This is a genomic window from Erwinia sp. CGal63 (assembly GCF_037026505.1).
Classification (GTDB): domain Bacteria; phylum Pseudomonadota; class Gammaproteobacteria; order Enterobacterales; family Enterobacteriaceae; genus Erwinia.
Map to the genome: position 1 here is coordinate 86,226 of NZ_JAKUMN010000006.1, position 17,604 is coordinate 103,829.

The 17,604-nt window shown below is 56.8% G+C and carries 23 protein-coding genes; 14 read left to right on the forward strand and 9 right to left on the reverse strand.

Annotation, left to right across the window (positions count from 1 at the left end; translation table 11 throughout):
* Positions 1–4 precede the first annotated feature (4 nt).
* Both MKZ79_RS17270 and MKZ79_RS17275 read right to left on the reverse strand, forming a co-directional pair.
* Positions 5–793 (reverse strand): deaminated glutathione amidase, encoded by a 789-nt coding sequence (locus tag MKZ79_RS17270; protein ID WP_336143828.1) that lies wholly within the window; start codon positions 791–793, stop codon positions 5–7.
* Entirely contained in the window at positions 793–1,752 is a 960-nt protein-coding gene (locus MKZ79_RS17275; RefSeq protein ID WP_336143829.1) for a nitrate ABC transporter substrate-binding protein, read from the reverse strand. The genes MKZ79_RS17270 and MKZ79_RS17275 overlap by 1 nt, the downstream gene beginning before the upstream one ends.
* Before the next feature lie 124 nt (positions 1,753–1,876).
* On the opposite strand from MKZ79_RS17275, the gene MKZ79_RS17280 reads away from it, so the two are divergent.
* A complete protein-coding gene (locus tag MKZ79_RS17280; protein WP_336143830.1) occupies positions 1,877–3,226 on the forward strand; it encodes an aminotransferase class I/II-fold pyridoxal phosphate-dependent enzyme in 1,350 nt (449 codons plus the stop codon).
* Here the strand turns inward: MKZ79_RS17280 and MKZ79_RS17285 are convergent.
* From MKZ79_RS17285 to MKZ79_RS21285, 4 genes are all read right to left on the reverse strand, one after another.
* Positions 3,207–3,635, reverse strand: coding sequence for a GNAT family N-acetyltransferase (locus tag MKZ79_RS17285; protein ID WP_336143831.1), 429 nt, complete (start codon positions 3,633–3,635; stop codon positions 3,207–3,209). The two genes, MKZ79_RS17280 and MKZ79_RS17285, sit on opposite strands and share 20 nt — an antisense overlap.
* Before the next feature lie 332 nt (positions 3,636–3,967).
* Positions 3,968–4,177 (reverse strand): transcription antiterminator/RNA stability regulator CspE, encoded by a 210-nt coding sequence (gene cspE, locus MKZ79_RS17290; protein WP_004156612.1) that lies wholly within the window; start codon positions 4,175–4,177, stop codon positions 3,968–3,970.
* 150 nt (positions 4,178–4,327) lie between these two features.
* Positions 4,328–4,903 (reverse strand): lipid IV(A) palmitoyltransferase PagP, encoded by a 576-nt coding sequence (pagP, locus tag MKZ79_RS17295; RefSeq protein ID WP_336143839.1) that lies wholly within the window; start codon positions 4,901–4,903, stop codon positions 4,328–4,330.
* Between the two features lie 807 nt (positions 4,904–5,710).
* Positions 5,711–5,794 carry a hypothetical protein gene (locus tag MKZ79_RS21285; protein ID WP_442897173.1) on the reverse strand — a complete coding sequence of 28 codons (84 nt, stop codon included), beginning with the start codon at positions 5,792–5,794 and terminating at the stop codon, positions 5,711–5,713.
* A gap of 432 nt (positions 5,795–6,226) precedes the next feature.
* On the opposite strand from MKZ79_RS21285, the gene MKZ79_RS17300 reads away from it, so the two are divergent.
* Complete coding sequence (locus MKZ79_RS17300) at positions 6,227–6,472, forward strand: hypothetical protein (protein ID WP_336143842.1); 246 nt, start codon at positions 6,227–6,229, stop codon at positions 6,470–6,472.
* Between the two features lie 49 nt (positions 6,473–6,521).
* Here MKZ79_RS17300 and MKZ79_RS17305 read toward each other — a convergent pair whose 3' ends face one another.
* Both MKZ79_RS17305 and MKZ79_RS17310 read right to left on the reverse strand, forming a co-directional pair.
* Positions 6,522–6,938, reverse strand: a complete 417-nt coding sequence (locus MKZ79_RS17305; RefSeq protein ID WP_336143843.1) for a CesT family type III secretion system chaperone — start codon at positions 6,936–6,938, stop codon at positions 6,522–6,524.
* A 21-nt stretch (positions 6,939–6,959) separates the two neighbouring features.
* Entirely contained in the window at positions 6,960–7,871 is a 912-nt protein-coding gene (locus MKZ79_RS17310; RefSeq protein ID WP_336143844.1) for a hypothetical protein, read from the reverse strand.
* A 130-nt stretch (positions 7,872–8,001) separates the two neighbouring features.
* Here MKZ79_RS17310 and MKZ79_RS17315 point away from each other — a divergent pair, with 130 nt between their 5' ends.
* Positions 8,002–8,922: a lytic transglycosylase domain-containing protein gene (locus tag MKZ79_RS17315; protein ID WP_336143846.1), complete on the forward strand. Its 921-nt coding sequence runs from the start codon at positions 8,002–8,004 to the stop codon at positions 8,920–8,922.
* Between the two features lie 123 nt (positions 8,923–9,045).
* On the opposite strand, the gene MKZ79_RS17320 is transcribed toward MKZ79_RS17315, so the two are convergent.
* Positions 9,046–9,681: a hypothetical protein gene (locus tag MKZ79_RS17320; RefSeq protein WP_336143847.1), complete on the reverse strand. Its 636-nt coding sequence runs from the start codon at positions 9,679–9,681 to the stop codon at positions 9,046–9,048.
* Between the two features lie 385 nt (positions 9,682–10,066).
* On the opposite strand from MKZ79_RS17320, the gene MKZ79_RS17325 reads away from it, so the two are divergent.
* From MKZ79_RS17325 to MKZ79_RS17375, 11 genes are all read left to right on the forward strand, one after another.
* Positions 10,067–11,038, forward strand: a complete 972-nt coding sequence (locus MKZ79_RS17325) for a sigma 54-interacting transcriptional regulator (protein ID WP_336143848.1) — start codon at positions 10,067–10,069, stop codon at positions 11,036–11,038.
* 107 nt (positions 11,039–11,145) lie between these two features.
* Positions 11,146–11,376 (forward strand): hypothetical protein, encoded by a 231-nt coding sequence (locus MKZ79_RS17330; protein WP_336143850.1) that lies wholly within the window; start codon positions 11,146–11,148, stop codon positions 11,374–11,376.
* A 62-nt stretch (positions 11,377–11,438) separates the two neighbouring features.
* Entirely contained in the window at positions 11,439–11,801 is a 363-nt protein-coding gene (locus tag MKZ79_RS17335; protein ID WP_336143851.1) for an EscI/YscI/HrpB family type III secretion system inner rod protein, read from the forward strand.
* Between the two features lie 6 nt (positions 11,802–11,807).
* Positions 11,808–12,575 (forward strand): type III secretion system inner membrane ring lipoprotein SctJ, encoded by a 768-nt coding sequence (sctJ, locus tag MKZ79_RS17340; RefSeq protein ID WP_336143852.1) that lies wholly within the window; start codon positions 11,808–11,810, stop codon positions 12,573–12,575.
* Positions 12,576–12,578: 3 nt separating this feature from the next.
* A complete protein-coding gene (locus tag MKZ79_RS17345; protein ID WP_336143853.1) occupies positions 12,579–13,163 on the forward strand; it encodes a type III secretion protein HrpD in 585 nt (194 codons plus the stop codon).
* Positions 13,150–13,749: a type III secretion system stator protein SctL gene (gene sctL / locus MKZ79_RS17350; protein ID WP_336143858.1), complete on the forward strand. Its 600-nt coding sequence runs from the start codon at positions 13,150–13,152 to the stop codon at positions 13,747–13,749. Before MKZ79_RS17345 ends, sctL begins: the two co-directional genes overlap by 14 nt.
* Positions 13,750–13,845: 96 nt before the next feature.
* Positions 13,846–14,073 carry an HrpF protein gene (locus MKZ79_RS17355; RefSeq protein WP_336143860.1) on the forward strand — a complete coding sequence of 76 codons (228 nt, stop codon included), beginning with the start codon at positions 13,846–13,848 and terminating at the stop codon, positions 14,071–14,073.
* Positions 14,060–14,443, forward strand: a complete 384-nt coding sequence (locus MKZ79_RS17360) for a type III secretion system chaperone (RefSeq protein ID WP_336143861.1) — start codon at positions 14,060–14,062, stop codon at positions 14,441–14,443. The genes MKZ79_RS17355 and MKZ79_RS17360 overlap by 14 nt, the downstream gene beginning before the upstream one ends.
* A gap of 13 nt (positions 14,444–14,456) precedes the next feature.
* Complete coding sequence (gene sctC, locus MKZ79_RS17365; protein WP_336143863.1) at positions 14,457–16,541, forward strand: type III secretion system outer membrane ring subunit SctC; 2,085 nt, start codon at positions 14,457–14,459, stop codon at positions 16,539–16,541.
* Positions 16,542–16,550: 9 nt separating this feature from the next.
* A complete protein-coding gene (gene hrpT, locus MKZ79_RS17370) occupies positions 16,551–16,736 on the forward strand; it encodes an HrpT family type III secretion system protein (RefSeq protein ID WP_336143866.1) in 186 nt (61 codons plus the stop codon).
* Between the two features lie 14 nt (positions 16,737–16,750).
* Positions 16,751–17,050 (forward strand): hypothetical protein, encoded by a 300-nt coding sequence (locus MKZ79_RS17375; protein WP_336143868.1) that lies wholly within the window; start codon positions 16,751–16,753, stop codon positions 17,048–17,050.
* Positions 17,051–17,604 lie beyond the last annotated feature (554 nt).

Below are 17,604 nucleotides of genomic sequence, written 5' to 3' on the forward strand. Positions count from 1 at the left end.
TCCGCTAATTGAGTTCAGGACGGGAAAAACGACGGTTTTCCAGCACCGGCAGCACGCTGCGCGCATGGGCGACGCGGGCCGGTTCCAGCTCGGCGAAAAGCAGCATCGGCGCTTCCGCAGCTCTGGCGATCGCCACGCCCAGCGGATCTACCGTCAGGCTACAGCCGATATTGCGCGGCCCGCACTCACCAACCGCAACCATGTAGCAGGTGTTTTCCAGCGCGCGCGCCGTCACCAGCACCTCCCAGTGCATCTCCTTCAGCGGGCCTTTAACCCAGGCTGCCGGCAGCACCAGCACCTCCGCGCCGTCCAGCGCCAGGCGACGAGCCTGCTCGGGAAAACGCACGTCGTAACAGGTCATCAGCCCTACTTTCATTCCGGCGACCTCCACCAGCGGCGGCACTTCGTTGCCCGCCGTGACGTTGCGGGACTCCTGCATGGCAAAAGCATCGTAAAGATGCAGCTTGTCGTAGCGCGCGATAATTTCGCCGTTGCAGATGGCCAGCAGCACGTTTAACGCTTTGCCGTCGTCGGTCGGCACGTGCACCGTCATCATGGTGGTCAGGCTATTGCCGCGGCTTGCCGCATAGATCTCCGTCAGAAACGGGCCGTCCAGCGGCTGGGCGGCTTTCAACACCAGATCCGGATCGGCGATATCACGCGCCAGCACGCCTTCCGGCAACACCAGCAGATCTGCGCCGCCAGCCAGCGCCTGCGCCATTAAATCCGTGCAGATTGCTGCGTTTTCCTGCCATTCGCGGCTGACCGCAAACTGTCCTGAAGCGACTTTCATTATGCCTCTCCGTAGTTAAGGGTTGGAAACAGCGCTTCCGGCGTCAGGCGTTGCGCGATAATTCCCTGAGCGAAAAGTTCGCTGGCGAAATCCCCGATCATTTTACGGTTCGCCTCCAGACCATTGCGATTCCAGTCGGCGGGCAGATCCTGCGCGGTGCGCCTGATATCGTCGAGCAGCCAGGGCGTGGTGTCGGCGTATTTCTCACGTTTTTCGTGCCACAGCCGTGCCGACCGGTCGATAAGCTCACTTAACTCAGCGGCAACATCGGGATAGCGCCGGGCGATGTCAGGCTTAAAAGCCAGAATATGATGACCGGGGATATAACCGACCCGGTTGAACCAGGCCAGCTCCGCCTCGCGGAAGTCGCGCTGCAGCTGACGCAGCCCGGAGCCGTTAAAAAAGCCCTGCGGCATAAAAGGCGTAAAGATCGCATCCAGCTCGCCGACCTTCAGCAGATCGATCAGGGGATGCTCGCCCGGCGCGGCTTCGATATGGCCCGGACGTCCGAAACTGCCCAGTCTGTCCACTATCGGATGGTCTGCGGTGAGCCGTCCGGCGTACCAGTAAACGTCCTCGATCTCCACACCGGCTTCGCGTAGCAGCGCGCGGGTCCAGCTGTTACCGGAATCCTGCCAGCCGGTTACGCCGATCCTCTTGCCTTTCAGCTGATCGAGCGAAATCAGCGAGCTGTTTTCCGTCGTGATGATGCAGCGCTGTCGAAAGCCGCGCATTAAAAAGTGCGGCAGCGCCCACAGCGAGCTGTCGCCTCTGGCCCTGAGCTGAGCATAGCGGCTGAAGGAGATCTCCGCCGCGTCGTACGTTTCGCTGTTCGCCAGGTCGTTTACCAGCGTGCCGACGCGATGGACTTCCAGCGCAAAGCCTTCAGGACGAATATCGCCAAGCGCGAGCGGCGTAAAATAGTCCCAGTCGCGTACCGCCAGTCTGATCGTTACCATGCTTTCTCTCTTATTATCAAAAGCGGCCATCGCCTGGCGCGCGGAAAATCTGCCTGTTTTTGATACTAAGTCGATAATATTAGCTGTACAATAATTTATTTGTTACTGAACAAAGAGATTTCTTATGGCTCTGGATCTGTCATGGCTCGCTTCGCGCTTAACCGACGTTTCGGTTAAAGGCATCGCTGTCGAAACGGCGGCGCTTATCCATTCAGGGGAGATCCCGTTGGGCACGCAGCTGCCGCCGGTACGGGATTTAGCGGAAAAACTGGGGGTGAGTCCGGCGACGATTTCCGCCGCCTGGCGCCAGCTAAAACAGCAAAAAGTGGTGGTGGGCAAAGGCCGCAGCGGCATTTGGGTCTGCGGCGATAGCCTGACGCCGCGCCCGGTGCGCTTTGAACAAATAGGCAATTACGGCAGCGCAATTCGTGCCGATCTGGCGCTGGCCGCTCCCGATCCCGCTCTGCTGCCCGACCTGAAAACGGCGATGCAGATGGGCCTGGTCTGCCCGACGCTCAACAGCTATCGGCGCGAAGCCATCGTACCCGCCTTGCTGGCGGCGATAACGCCGCGATGGCCTTACAAAGCTGAGGCATGGCTGGCGACCGACGGCGGCTTTGACGCCATGAACGGCCTGATTCAGACGCTGTTTCGGCCTGGCGATAAGATCATCATTGAAGATCCCACCGCCACTCGCCTGCTGGATATGCTGGACAATCTCGGCGCGGAGATCCTGCCGCTGGCGTGCGATGACGAAGGCCCGCTGCCGGGCGCGCTGGCGATGCTGCTGAAGAAAGGCGCATCGGCGCTGATCTATCAGCCGCGTACCCATTCGGCCACTGGCCATACCGTCAGCCTGGCGCGCAGCGAAGCGCTGGCGGCGGCGCTGGCGAACAGCACGGCGCTGATTATTGAAGATGACGGCATCGGCGAGCTTTCCGCCCAGCCGCTTTACACGCTTGGGCGAATTTATCCTGAACGCACGCTGCACGTTCGCTCTTTCTCGAAAGCCTACGGGCCGGATCTGCGTCTGGCAGTGCTTTCCGGGCCGCAAAAGCTGATTGGGCGCATTCAGTCATGGCGTCATTTCGGCGCCAGCTGGACCAGCCGTATTCTTCAGCAGGCGGTTGCCTGGCTACTGCAGGATGAAGAAACGCAACGGCAGATAGCCCATGCGCGGGAAGTCTATCAACAGCGTCGACGACTGTTGCTGGCGGCGCTGGCAAATAGGGGCATCGACCTGCCGGATCGCGATGGCCTCAGCCTCTGCATCCCGGTTCAGTCGGAGCAGTTCGCTATGATAACCCTGGCGGCAAGAGGCATTGCGGTACTGCCCGGCGAACGCTGCCGCAGCGGCGGTAGGCAGTTTATTCGGGTCTGCACGGCGATGATAACGACAGAAAACGTAGAGAGCATTGCCGACGCGCTGGCGCTGGCCTGTCACCGCGAACAGGCTAGCCGGGCAGATTTTTAATCAGATAGCGAGGAGATTCGCTATAGCCTTCGCGGGCGTAAAAAGCGTTGGCTTTGATACGATGCTCGTTGCAGTGGACTTCCATGCGATCGCAACCGTGTGCCTTCGCCAGCTTCTCGGCATAGCTCAACAGCTGGTGACCGGCGCCTTCGCTACGTTTGCCTTCCGCAATGCAAAAATAGCTGATGCGCGCGAAATCACCCGCCAGCGCGAGCTGCGGAATAAAATGCAGCGAGAGAAAACCCAGCACGGTGCTGCCCTGCTCGGCGATCAGCAGCTGCTCTGCCCGATCGTCAATCAGCTGAGCCAGCCGGCGTTCGATAAAAGCTTCATTGTTAGCGTAGCCCAGCTCGGTTAACAGGGCGCTCAGGGCAAAAGCGTCGTGCGTATTCGCCAGTCGAATTCTCATCCTCTCTCCTGCGGCTTGCGTTCCGCTGCGGGTTTTAACTCTTTTCGTCGTACCATTTTTATAGCCTGCCCTTCAGGATAAGCAACTTCTCTTCGGCAGCCGTGTGTTACAGAATAAGGCGAAATGGCGCTCAGAACCGCCGGGCAGGGGCAAGGTAGAATGATTAGTGTTTCTTTTATAATGTTTTGCCACACTCTTTAACGCAAACCCGGCTAAAGGCGCGGCGTAAGGCTTCGACAGGAAACGGCTTCTGCCTCCCGGACATCCATCGCCAGCGTGAGGGCAAAAAAAAACCCGCCATTCGGCGGGTTTTTAGAATTCTGTCTGATAACTTAAATAGCGGCAACGTTAGCAGCAGATGGGCCTTTGGCACCGTTGGTGATTTCGAACTCTACGCGCTGACCTTCAGCCAGAGTTTTGAAACCGTTGCTCTGGATGGCAGAGAAGTGTACGAACACATCTTTGCTACCATCTTCAGGAGTAATGAAACCGAATCCTTTGGACTCATTAAACCACTTAACGCTACCTTTGATCTTAGACATCTATATTACCTTTACATGAAAAATGGACACTAAACTGTGTCGGCAGTTAGTACAGCAATTGCTGAGCCTTTTGTCCAGTAACCTTTCACGAAAAAGTGATAAATATCGCCTTTTTGACCGACAGATTTTAATTTTAGCCTTTTTCCGCCGTTAAAACTGCCAGCGGAACCAGGCGAAATAGACGTTGCCGTTGTTGTGCGTGCCGGGAATATAAGTCATCTGAAAGGTCGCTTTACTGTAACCTATTGATGCAAGAGGCAGCACCGCCGGGACCGGGATATATTTCCAGTTATCCCTGGCCGTTACGCCCGCCGTGTAGCCCAGCCCCAGCCGAAAATCTTTATCATCAAGCGGACGCCAGATTTTTTCCCAGCCGTAACCGCCAAAGGGCTCCCATTTGTTAAAGGAGTCTTTAAAAGCCATCAGGTAGAGTCCGTTCCAGTTGCCCTTTTCGTCGTAGCGGGAGATACCGCCGCCTGCGCCCCAGGGACGTTCATTATACTTATCGATATGCGCCCGGTCGTAGGTTGCCCGGTTGTGCCAGGTAATTGCCGGAACATAGAGATCGTAATGCTGCGGTTCGTTCCATGTCGTGGTGACTTTGCCGCTGAAATTCTGCCAGCCGTCGGAGAGCGCGGCGCCCAGCGTTTGCGCCTGAGCCGACGCGGTCGCTCCTCCAGTGCCGGCCAGGCTCAGTAAAAGAAGAGAAAGGCGAATATGTTTCATGTTGATCTACCGGTCGCAAATGGTGTTGTTAAAAAATGCCTGACGTTGCTGATTAAAAGCGGCAGCCTTAGACATAATGTAAATCCGGGCGATATTGTAATTACTTTGGCTAAACGCTTCCTGAATGCACGATGAACAAATTTTCATCTCTGTACATTTTTTTAAGAAATCGCGTTGATTTAGCCGTCAGGGAAAGTTTTAAGCGGGTCTGCTTAAAGAAAGCGCAGCGCTGCCCGATCGCTGCCTGGCTGTTTTCAAACATAATTAACCGGAACTAATGTTGATCCAGATCATTAATTCTGCCTAATGAATGCTTATTTAGCCAAAAAGTAAAATAAAAGTGTCTAAAGAAATAACATTAATCGTCACAGCAGTGTAAATAACTGCAGTAAGGAAAGTTACCCCTTTTTAATCATGTTGTTATAGGTTAATATCATCTCGCGAAACTGATAAAGATTATTTATCGTTCCAGCGGCTTTTTTTGGTAAGATTAATCCTGGTTAAATCAGCAACTTTAAGGAGCCGGCGTGAGAATTCGGTGCGGAAGATGCGGACACGCAGAAATCATATTTACTTTTCGCGGCGATCGCTTTGGTCAGCATCATGGTGCGATATGCGCGCATTGCCGGAAACCTATCACGTTAAAAGATTGCCTGTTTCCGCGTCTCATGCCGACCACGACGGAAGAAGAAGTCGATCTTTTCCATTCGTTGTCTGAAAACAGTGAAAAACTCAAAACGATTTCGGGCATGGCTAAACCTTCCGGCAAAAGGTGACAATACGCGCGTATTGTCACCCTGTGATCCATTAGAAAAGGATCTTGAAAACGCCGGTTAACGTCAGCAGGCCGACAATAAAAATAATCGCAATAATCCAGAGAATAATCTTCATTCCATTTTCCTCAGCCAGATAAAAAAAATCACTACCGTGTAGTCACTTGAGTATAGAAGAAGATTTTTACTCTGCGCTTTTTCAGCGGTTTTTCTCACGTCCTGACGCGCCTACGCCGTCGTATCGCGGCCAGCGTTTCGCCCTGGGGTTCGCACCATTTTTTCGTCATATGGCGGCCAGAACAGGGAAGATCCCGTCACGACGCTCAACGAAGCCTTCTAACCTGCTGCAACCGCTACACTTTTTCCTGAAACTATAAAAAAACTATTAAAATCAAAAGATTAAAACAACATTCGCGCCTGGTTTTTTTTCGCGATCGCGATCACGCTCTGTGATTTCTTTACAGAGGATTCTTAGACAGGTCAGGCAAAGCTGACCAGACTCAATAAACCTGTCTGTTATGCCTGTCCCTGACGGTTATGAGGAGATCTTATGAGCACGTTAAACAGCAGTATGGGCCGCTACAGCCTGAAGGCGCAGCACGCTGGCGACCATATTCATGGCTCTATCGCCATCAACGACGAAGGCGGCTCGCCGCTTACGCTTCAGGAATTTGACGAGCACTACCTTGACGACGTCATTAATAACGTCGTCTATCCTGTCACCGGCGGTAATCGCGCTATTACCAACGCTTTCCGGGAAGAGATGGTAAAAGCCGGCTTTGAACAGCCGCACTGATCGTCACGGGCCGGCTTCTGCGGCCCTTTTCATTTTTGCCGTAAACGCCCTACTCTTTTTCCACCGCCGGCAGCTGTAAAAAACGCTGCACCTTTTCCGCCTGTTGCGTAAAGCGTTCAAACAGCGTCAATAGCTGGTGCGGCTCAAGCAGCACGAAAGCTTCCCTGCTCCACAACAGCACCTGTCGCTGCTCCGGCAGCGTCGCAGTCAGTACGGGCGGATGGGCCAGTCCCAGAGCATTACACTGCAGCAGCACGTTTAGCGTGGCGGGATCGCTGAAGTCGCTTTCGCGCATCGGCAGCAGGCAGCTTAGCGTCAGATAGTCGCGCGGGCTTTCCTCCCACTGTAGCGTGATGCCCTGCGCCTCCATCACATAGCTTTCGCTCTCCTCCAGCTGCGAGCCGTCAATACGCAGCTGCCGCAGCAGCGGCCCGAGCAGCGTTTTCAACCGTTTTGTGGCTGCCATTTTTTCCTCCGGATCCTGTTATCACACGCCGCGATTAACATTGCGCATCAGTTCTGCAACCTCTTCGCGGGTCGCGTCATCCTGTCGTCGCCTGCGGGATTCATAGACCGAGCGCTTCATCTCCGGCTTGAGTTGCGTATCGCTGCCGCCGCTTTCAGTCTGGTAGTAAACGTTGATGTTTCTCGACGCCTGATACTGCTGATAGAGCCCGCCGCCGTGTCGACGCGCGATATGCTTCAGCGAATTGAGATCCCTGCTGTCGATCGGCTCGCCCTGACGCCGCATTTCCCGCTGATAGAGCAAGTTGACTTCCTCGCGGCTGGCCTTGTCGCCGTGCAGCAACTGTTCCCGAACGTCAGGATTGGCGGCCTGAGGCGCATACTCTTTGACAATGCGGTAGCGTTTAGACAGCTCATAATTCTGTTCTTTGTCGGCGCGGCCATAGAGCGGCCAGGCATCGGAGTAAATACGCTCGCCGTTGATACGTTTGTCGCCCACCATAACAAAAGCGTGATCGCCATCCAGCGCGCTACACACCGACACCGGCTCGCTAATGCCGGAAGAGGCCAGCAGCAGGCCGTTCACCGCCGCCATTTCGCCACAGTTGCCGGCGCGAAAGCGTGCGGCGCGCCAGGGGCGACTTTCCGCCGTGGTGCTTTCTGCCCGGCAGGCGGACGTGCGCTTTATCACGCCGCCGCGCGTATGAATAATATCGTGGAGTTGATTGGCGGAACCTTTATCCAGCGCCTTCCAGGTATCTTCAATCGAGCGGTTCGCTTTTTTCAAAATCTGCTGCTGGCTTTCCGTAACGGTAATAACGCGCCCCTGATGCGTTCCTTCCAGGCCAGGCTTGCCTGGCAGCATAACTTTCGGGTCAGACTGTCGCGAGTGGCGGCTGGCGCTGGCAGGCGCGCCAAAGAGATTAAAAGGCATAATTTTTCCATCAGACAGAACGGGTGGCTGTGAGTGGCGCGGCTGGCACAGAAGTTCCTTTCAGAGCGGAACCCGCCTGCGCAGCAAGCCACTCATCTTCACCACTTACCTCTGCGCCAAAGGAAAAACTATGCTTTCCGTTTCTTCCGGTACTTCTTTTTCGCCTCTTTCCTCCGAGCTCAACAGCGATCTGCTGCGGCCAGGGGATAACCTGCCCGGCCCGCTTAACGAGAAATCCGGCGCTGCGATTAATTTCGGCCAATCCAGCGGCCAGGGCACTTCGCTGGCAAGCCTGCTGAACAGCGATGAGAGTCAGCCGCAAAACAACGAGCTGTCGCAGCTGATAGGGGAAATCCTTAAGGCCGTGCTGCCGACCATACTGCAAATCATTCAGGGCAAGCAGGCTGAAAACAGCAGCAACGGCTCAGGCAGCGGCAATACGCCGATCGACTTCAACAGCGCCAGTCCAACAGCGCAAAACGGCGCGGCGCAAACGACTTCGCCCACTCTTGCCGTGCTGTCCGCGGAGCAAACGCAAAGCACCGGCGCGGCGCTCTCCGTCGGCAGCAGCGATCTTCATCTGCCGGACTCACTCAAGCCTTATGAAGCCGATATTCAGGACGCCGCGCAGGCTACCGGCGTGCCGGCTAACGTGCTGGCCGCGCAGATCTGGCAGGAGTCGCGCGGCAACCTGGGCGCGGCGACGGTCAACGGCGGTAACGGGCTGCAGGACGCGGGACTGATGCAGGTCAACAGCAATACTTTCGCCGATCTGCAGAGTAAAAATCCCGATCTGCTGGGCGCCAACGCCAGCCTGAACAATGCGCACGACAACATCATGGCTGGCGCGCTCTATATGAAAGAGCAGCTCAACGCCTTTGACGGCAGCATGGGCGCGGCGCTGCGCGCCTATAACTCAGGGCCGAATAACGTCAACACCAGCGATTTAAGCGATATCTCGAAAACGGGAACGGGCGATGCCACCTATGTGGATAAGGTCATGGATTTCGCTAATACCATCGCCACCGGTAAAGGAACACTGCCGGCCTGACTGAAAAAGGGCGATCGAGGATCGCCCTTAAGGTTGCTAAGCGGGCGCCATCCGTGGCGGATTGAGCCGCCCGTGACGCCTGCTCTGTCACGGGCTTTGAACGCTTCAGGCTTGCCGCAAAGGCTATTTGCTTTCGCCGCCGCCCTGTGCGCCAGCGCCGCCGGAGAGTGCGGAAAGGATTGCGCCCAGCCCCAGCATCTGCAACGCGCCGCCCAGCTTAGCCGCCAGTCCGCTGCTGTCCTGAGTTTGATCGGATCCGTTACCGCTCTGGGAATTCCCGCTCTGGGAAGAGGACGGCGACCCGTTCTGGCCGGAGGCGTTCGATCCTTCAGAGGACTGACCCAGCATCTTCTTAATCATCTCCATCAGCTGAGTCATGATGTCGCCGCTGCCGGAGGCGTCCTGAGTGCCGGAAGATCCGTTGCCCGTGCCGGAACCTGAGCCATTTTTCTCATTGTTCGCTTCGCTGCCTTTCAGCAGTTCCAGAATGGCATTCAGCAGCTGGGTAATAGTGTTTTCGCTACTGCCCGACTGGCTTTTCCCGCTTTCGCCGGTCTGAGCCAGCGCCTTGCTGTCGCCGAACTGTACGCCCTGGCCGCCGCTGCCGTTTAGCGCCGACGTGCCAAAACTCAGCACGTTGCCCAAATTGCCCGCCTCCGGGCCATTCTGTTTACCCTTGCCGACCAGATTTGTGGTCAGATCCATCTCGCCCGTTTTGCCGCCGCCGGACGCGCCGTTTAAACCGCCGCCTATTTTCATATCGCTTCCTCTGTTAAGTGAAATGAGCCAGCCTGCGGGTCAGGCTTCGTCTCGGTTTTGGGTGGCGGCGGCGCCCTAACCGTTCCATACGACACTGACAAAGTCTTAATTACGGAAAACTAAATTACATATTCTTAACGTTTTGTAATCACGATAATGCGCTCGTTTACATTGACTTAGCGCCACGCTCAGAAATTTTTGTAGGGATTTCCTTACGTTGCTACCCGGAGATCCCCACAAGAACTTCAGAGGAAACTGATAGTCTCGCCATGCCGCGCTGATAAATAGTAAATGAAATCCCCGAGCAGCCCGCTTCTGGTTTCCTGTTGTTTCTGCTTATTTCGCAACGGGTAACCGCATAGTCCGAGGGAAGACAGGAGAAAATATGGTCACGGGTAGTGAGAAAGAGTCAGGCAGTATCCGTCGCGATAAAGTCACGGCTTTCCTTACCGAGCCGGGTACGGCTGCTGAGCGAGTCAAAACCGACATTCACGCCAGCCTGCATCCGATGGTTGATAACCTTGCGCCACTGAAAGTCGATCTGCTGCTGGAAGGCGAAACCGGCACCGGTAAAGATACGCTGACCCGCCGCATCTACCAGCTTTCCGGCGCTAAAGGCCCGCTGATTTCGGTGAACTGCGCGGCCATCCCGGAAAATCTGGCGGAAAGCGAACTGTTCGGCGTGATGGCCGGCGCCTATACCGGCGCCAGCCACTCCCGCGCCGGCTATATCGAAGCCTCCGACAAGGGCATTCTTTTTCTGGACGAAATCGACAGTATGCCGCTGATCCTGCAGGCCAAGCTGCTGCGCGTGCTGGAGACTCGCGCCATTCACCGGCTCGGCTCCACGCAGCCGGTACCGCTGGATCTGCGGGTGATCGCCGCTTCGCAAACGCCGCTGGCGGAGCTGGTTGAAGCGGGCCGCTTCCGTCGCGACCTCTATTTCCGTCTCTCGACCATCAAGCTGGAGACGCCGACGGTGCGCTCCCATGCGGAACTGATTATTCCGCTATTTCGCCGCTTTACTCAGGAAGCGGCGATGCGGCTACAGCAGCCGATTCCGCCGCGATCGCTGGCGTTGGATGAAGCGCTGTTGCTGCATAGCTGGCCCGGCAATATCCGCGAGCTGAAGGCGGCGGCGGAAAGACACGTGCTGCATCTGCCGCCGCTCTGCAATATTACGCCGGGCGAAGGCGAAGCGACGCTGTTAAAAGATCGCCTGCGCCGTATTGAGCGCAGCCTGATTAAAGAGTGTTTGCATCGTCACGGCCATAAAATCGACGACGTGGTGCATGAATTAGGCATTCCGCGCCGCACGCTTTATCACCGTATTAAATTACTGAATATCGTCGCCTGATATTTTTTATAAAATAATTTATTTCCTTTGGAACTCTTGCTGCGCCGCACCCACTTAACAAACGAATACGCTGATGTTTAAACTTTAATTTAATCGGGAGTCACACTATGTCTACAGTATCCAGCGGTATTGCGAACACAGCTGCAGCGGCAACAAAAGTAGAAAGCGCGACTGACGGCGCCAGCTTCATGTCACAGATGCAGGAAGTCCAGGGCCAGATGCAGCAGGATATGGTGGATAAGGCCAAGCTTGATGCGCAGAACAACAAAATGAACGGCATCGCGGACAGCGCCAGCAAGGCTGGTTCCGCCGCCGCTCAGGTAAAAATCCAGTACTAGTACTGACGGCGCGGGCGGCGAAAGCGGCCCGCGTTGCTTTTTTTGTCTTGCGCGAGATCCCTATGAAAATAAACTCCTCCCCGTCAGATTTAACCCAGCTTCCGCAAATAAAAAGTACGGCAGAACCGCAGCAAAGCGACGTCGATTTTTTTTCCGCCCAGCTTAAAGAGCCGCAGGTGGAAAAAGTTTCCGCACCCGCCGAAGTCACAAACTTTCTCTCCGGCATCGCCAGTTCATTAAATAATAATGAACGTCAGCGAAAAGAAGCCTATCAGGATTTACAAAAAGCGTCGCGCTCCTCCAATTTATTAGAGTTCAGCCAGGCCAACGCCGCTTTATCTAATTACTATATTGAAAATTTAATGAATGCGAAAATCGTCGCTAAAGGCGTTCAGAGCATTGATAAACTGACCAACCTACAGTAAGCCGCTATGAAACTTTTGCTGAAATGGCTAATGATAGGCTCGCTGGCGCTTTTTCTGGCCGGCTGTGGCGATAAAACCGTGCTCTACAGCGGCCTGGCGGAAAACGACGCCAACGATATCATCGCCGAACTGAATCAGCATCAGATCGCCGCGCAAAAGCTGATCGAAAAAGCGGGGATTTCAGTCTCGGTTGACGCGGAAAATATCGAGCGCAGCGTGAAAATCCTCGATTCCGCCGGCCTGCCGCGCAAGGCGCGCACCAATCTTGGCGAGGTATTCCAGAAAAGCGGCGTAATCTCCAGCCCGATGGAGGAGCGTGCCCGCTATATTTACGCGCTGTCGCAGGAAGTGGAGTCGACGCTGGCGCAGATCGACGGCGTGGTGGTGGCGCGCGTCCACGTCGTGCTGCCGGAAAGGCTGGCGCCCGGCGAGCCGGTACAGCCCGCTTCCGCTTCGGTATTTATCAAATATCACAATAGCCTGGACCCGGACAGCATCGAACCGCGCATCCGGCAGATGGTTTCCACCAGCATTCCTGGCCTGGCGGGAAAAAGCGACAAGGATCTGGCTATCGTCTTTGTGCCGGCGCAAACCTACGAGGACAAGATTGAGGTGGTACAGATGGGGCCGTTTCAGCTTTCGCCCGATGGCTACTCCACGGTGAAATGGGTTTTTGCGCTGTTTGCCATCGTGCTGCTGATCGCTTTCGCTTTGCTGCTGTTCAGACCCGGCAGAAAAAAAGAGAAGCCGCTTGCGGCCGCCGCCGGGAAATAAGCGATGAGCGAGAAGGATGAAGCGATCGCGGCCTGGCTGCACTGGTGGCAACAGGGCTGGTGGCAACAGGCGGACGCGAGCTGGTCATCCGATTTTTTCGCCCTGCCTTTGGCGCAGCAGCAGAAACTGTGCTGGCAGCAGCCGCAGGCTGTGGCGGCCAGCTTCGGCATCTCTCCTGCCCTGCCGCCGGAGCCGCCTGCGCGCCTGCTGACGCTGCTGGCCTTTAGCGACGACGACTGGCAGCGGCTGCTGGCCCTGCTCGCCGCCATCTGCGCGCCGCAGGTCGCGCCTGCGGAGATGACGGGCAGCGACCTGATCTGGTGCCGTCGCCTGAGCAAGGCGCTGCGCTGCGACAGCTGGCTGGACGCCGCCTGTTTTCAACCCTGGCCCGTCGGCGGCCTGCTGCTGCTGCGCACGCTGCATCCGCAAAGCTGGCCGCGTCTGCGCCTGCGTTTTCCGTATCAATGGGCGCAACAGCTGGAGGAGTATCCCGCGCTCTCCCTGCCCGTCGCCCGGCTGGCGGCGCTTTACGATGCCGTGATCTGGCAGTGTCAGCAAACAGGAGCCGAACCGCATGTGGGCAACTAAAAAACTGAGCGTGCTGGTCGATTCGCAGCAGACCATCGGGCCGCTGCTGACCAGGGAAGCGCTGGCTGACCATCAGCAGGCGCTGAGCCTGCTGCAAACGGCGGAGCAGCAGGCGCAGGCGCGGCTGCTTCAGGCCGAAGAAGCCGCACAGCAGCTGCTGGCCGACGCCCGGGAGAGCGCGGCGGCGGCCGTTGCCGAAGCGCAGCAGGCCTTTATCGCCAACGCGGAAGCGTTTTTCGCTGACTGGCAGCAGGAGCGGCAGCGCTGGCACGAAGCCCTGATTCCGCGTGCGGAAGCGCTGCTGAAACAGGCAATGGGCCAGCTGCTGGCCGAACTGCCCGCTGAAGCGCGGCTGACTGCCATGCTGCATCAGCTACAGCAGGCGCAGGGCCGTCAGGCCGCCGCCACGCTGAACTGCGCGCCTGCCGTGCTGGAAGAGGTCGCTTGCTGGCTGCGGCAGCATCCGCTTGACTGGCAACTTGTCGGCGACAGCTCGCTGGATAACGACACGCTGCGGCTAACCACCGAAAACGGCGAGCTGAGCCTGAACTGGCCTCAGCTTTGCGCGGCGCTGCTCCCCGCTTAGCCTCCGCTTTTTCAGCCGCAATAATTTTTTCGCTCTGCCGGAACCGGCCCGCGATCTCAGCCACTTAATGGCAACCCCATACCGGAGAGTGAAACCATGAGCAATGATGATGCGATCCAGCGCCGGCTGACCAGTCAGGTGGTGCACGCGCAAAAAGATATGTACCAGTTTGCGCAAGAGAGTCAGGACCAGCCGTTTAACGTCAGCGATATGTACGCCTTTCAGAACGAGATGCTCGACCTCTCCAACGCCAACTGGGCCAGCTCGCAGTACACCCAGTACAAACACGGCATCCGCAAGGCGATTATTGATGCCATCAACTGATGTCGCCGACCTGATCGAAGCCTGTCTCGATCGGCCCGGCGGCGAGCTGTCGCTGTGGATTGACGAGATGCCCGTCAGGCTGCAGCGCCTGCCCGGCGGCTGGTTTTTCTTTGCCGAGCTGCAGCTGCCTGCAGCAGTGGATGAGCCGCTGATGCAGCGGGCGCTGCGGCTGACCGGCCCGGCGCTGCTGCATTTCGGCGCGCAGACCGCCGCCCTCAGTCTCAACCCGCAGCGGGAAACGCTTTGCCTGCTGGTACGACTGGAAAGCGATCGGTGCGACGACGCCGTTGCGCTACTGGAAAACCTCTGCAACCAGTGTGAAGTCTGGCAGGCGATCCTGCTGACGTTAATGCGGCCAACGAGCCTGTAACAAGGAGAGAAGCGTGCCTACGCCGTCTGCTTTTTTACCCTTTCGTCCTCTGCTGCTTGCGCTGGCGATCGGGCTTTCTGTCTCACACAGCTATGCTAATACGCCGGAAGAGTGGCGCGATGGCGCCTACGCCTACTCCGCCGACAATACGCCGCTCAGCGTGATCCTGCAGGATTTTGCAGGCAGCCACGGCGTGGACGTCAACGTGACCGGCCTGCCCGACACCTTTGTCACCGGTCGTTTGCGATCTGACAACGCGGAAGCCTTTTTGAACCGGCTGGCGCTGGAGCATCGCTTCCAGTGGTTCGTCTACAACAACACGCTTTACGTCAGCCCGCAGTCGCAGCAGACCTCGCGCCGCCTGAAGATCAGTCCCGACGCCGCGCCCGATATTAAACAGGCGCTACAGGGCGTCGGCCTGCTGGAGCCGCGCTTCGGCTGGGGCGAGCTGCCGGACGACGGCGTGGTGCTGGTCACCGGGCCGCCGAAATATGTCGAGCTGATCGCAGAGTTCAGCAAAAAGTCGGAGCCGGAAACCAGCGAAGACAAGCAGATGATGGCCTTTCCGTTGAAATACGCCGACGTGGCGGATCGCACCATCCGATACCGCGATCAAACGCTGGTGGTGCCCGGCGTGGCTACCATGCTCAACGAGCTGCTGGGACAGAACAGCAACGGGTCGGCCAATGGAACAACCACGACGCAGAACGGGCGCGGCGGCAGCGACAGCCCTTACCAGGCGCTACAGGGCGAAAGCCGCAGCATTATGGAGCAGATGATCGGCCGCAACACCCGGCTGGGCCGCAGCAACGATCGGCAGGAAACAAAAACGCTGCAGGGCAAAGTCTCCGCCGACGTACGCAACAATACGCTGCTGGTACGCGATAATAAAAAGCTGCGCGCCGAGTATCTGGAGCTGGTCAAAATGATCGACGTGCCGCAAAAGCTGATTGAAATCGACGCGGTTATTGTCGATATCGATCGCAACGAGCTGGCACGGCTCTCCACCAACTGGTCGGGACAGTTCGGCAACGTCACCGCTGGCGCGTCGATGCTTAGCGGCGCGAGCACGCTTTTCGTCACCGATTTCAACCGCTTTTTCGCCGATATTCAGGCGCTGGAAGGCGAAGGCACCGCCTCGATTATCGCTAATCCTTCGGTGCTTACGCTGGAGAATCAGCCTGCGGTAATCGACTTCAGCAACACCGCTTTTATCACCGCCATTGGCGAACGCGTGGCGGATATCCGGGAAGTGACGGCGGGCACCAGCCTGCGCGTAACGCCGCGCTCGATCGGCGACAATCCGGGCAAGGCCGCCGTCCAGCTGGTAGTGGATGTGGAAGATGGCAAGCTGGATAAAAACGAGGACGGCAGCGCGCAGGGCACGGAAAACGGCGTGATCAGTACCCAGGCGCTGGTGCAGGAGAAACGCTCGCTGGTGATGGGCGGCTTCCATACCAAACAGAGCGGCGACGATGAACAGCGCGTGCCGATCCTCGGCAAAATTCCGCTGCTGGGCAAGCTGTTCACCTCAAACAACCATACGACCTCCCAGCGCGAGCGGCTGTTTATCATTACGCCGCATCTGATTGGCGACCAGGTCGATCCGTCACGCTATGTCGACGCGCAAAACAGCGCGCAGGTTAACGACACGCTGCGGGATATCAACCGTCGCCATCAGTTCGGCGATATGAAACGCAACATCGAAAACGCCATGCAGGATCTGGCCGAAAGCCGCCAGCCGGCCGGACTGCAGCCCAGCCAGAGCGGGCTGCCGCTCGGTTCGCTCTGTTCGGTGCCGCTGACCTTCCGCGCCAGCGCCCGCCAGCAGTGGTACGGCAATGGCGATATGCAGATTTCGATTGGGGTGATCACCAATACCAGCAGCAAAGAGGCCCGTTTTGACGAATCCTTCTGCCGCGGCGATCGCACGCTGGCGGTGGCGGCCTGGCCGCATACCCGATTAAAACCGGGCGAATCGACCGAGGTTTACGTCGCTTACGATACCAAAGCGCCAGCCCGACCAGGCCGCGTCTCGCTGCTGCAGTCGGCTGCGGTTCCCGACAGCGCCACCACCACGCGTTTGCTGTCGCAATAAGGAAGCAACATGAGAAAACCGCTTTTTATTCTGCTGCTGGCGACCCTGCTGACCGCCTGCGCGAAGCCCAAATTTGCGGGCTGTAACGACATAGCGTGCCGTCCGGTTTCGGATGACCGGGCGATCACTATCTGGTGGCAGCCGGATATGCGCAACGGCCCTTTTGACTATTCTCAGGCTTCGGTTAACCAGTGATCCGCGCGGAGACGATGGCGGCCTTTCTGGCCGCCTGGCAACGCGGCGCAGCGTGCAGCTGGCAGGAAGCCGCCGGACATGAGCTGCGTTTTCTTCCCCATCCCGTGCCGATGCTCCAGCTGCTGCCCGGCGCGTTCTCCGCTTTCCGGCTGCGCGAGGCGCTGAGCCGTCGCTTTCTCTCTCCCGATCGCTACGACGGCTGCCATCTTTCCGTGACGGCCGAAGGCGCGCCGCTGCTGCTCTACCTGCTAAATGCCCGGGACGTGCCGCAGGATGCGATAGCGACGCTTTATTCGCTGGCGGATGCGGAGTAGAAATAGCGGCGCCCGGCGGTAAGGCAACTTTTACTGACTTTAAAAAATAATCGCAGGCAAAAATCTTTACTAAAAAAGGGAGTTTTATACTGCTTACGTTAATTGAAGAGGCTTCCTTTACCAGAAGATGATATCTTTTAAACCCGAAGCTCATAAAAGCAAATGCGCCAGGCAGCCGGTCATCCATTCATTATTAACCGGTATTAAAGCCTGCTGTTATCCGCCAAAGAAATAACCTTTATGCCGTCGCATAGCCTGACAGATTCGCGCGTAAAACCTGTCAGCGCACGCGGCTAGCACTCCGGTAAAAATATCAATAAAATCATATACTAATTAAATAAACCATCAGAACAACATGCCAAAAAATTTATTTATCTTTTTAACTAACTCACTATAACGCTGGTCCGGCGCAGGCAAAAAGAATAAACCAGCTTGAGAAAAAACTTACTCCTGTTTATTATAGCCGCCGACTACAGACAGAGTTAATAATCCCGGCATAGCGGGTTTGTTATTTTTGTTAACATTGCAATACTTTTTATTTACCTGGCCCTCTG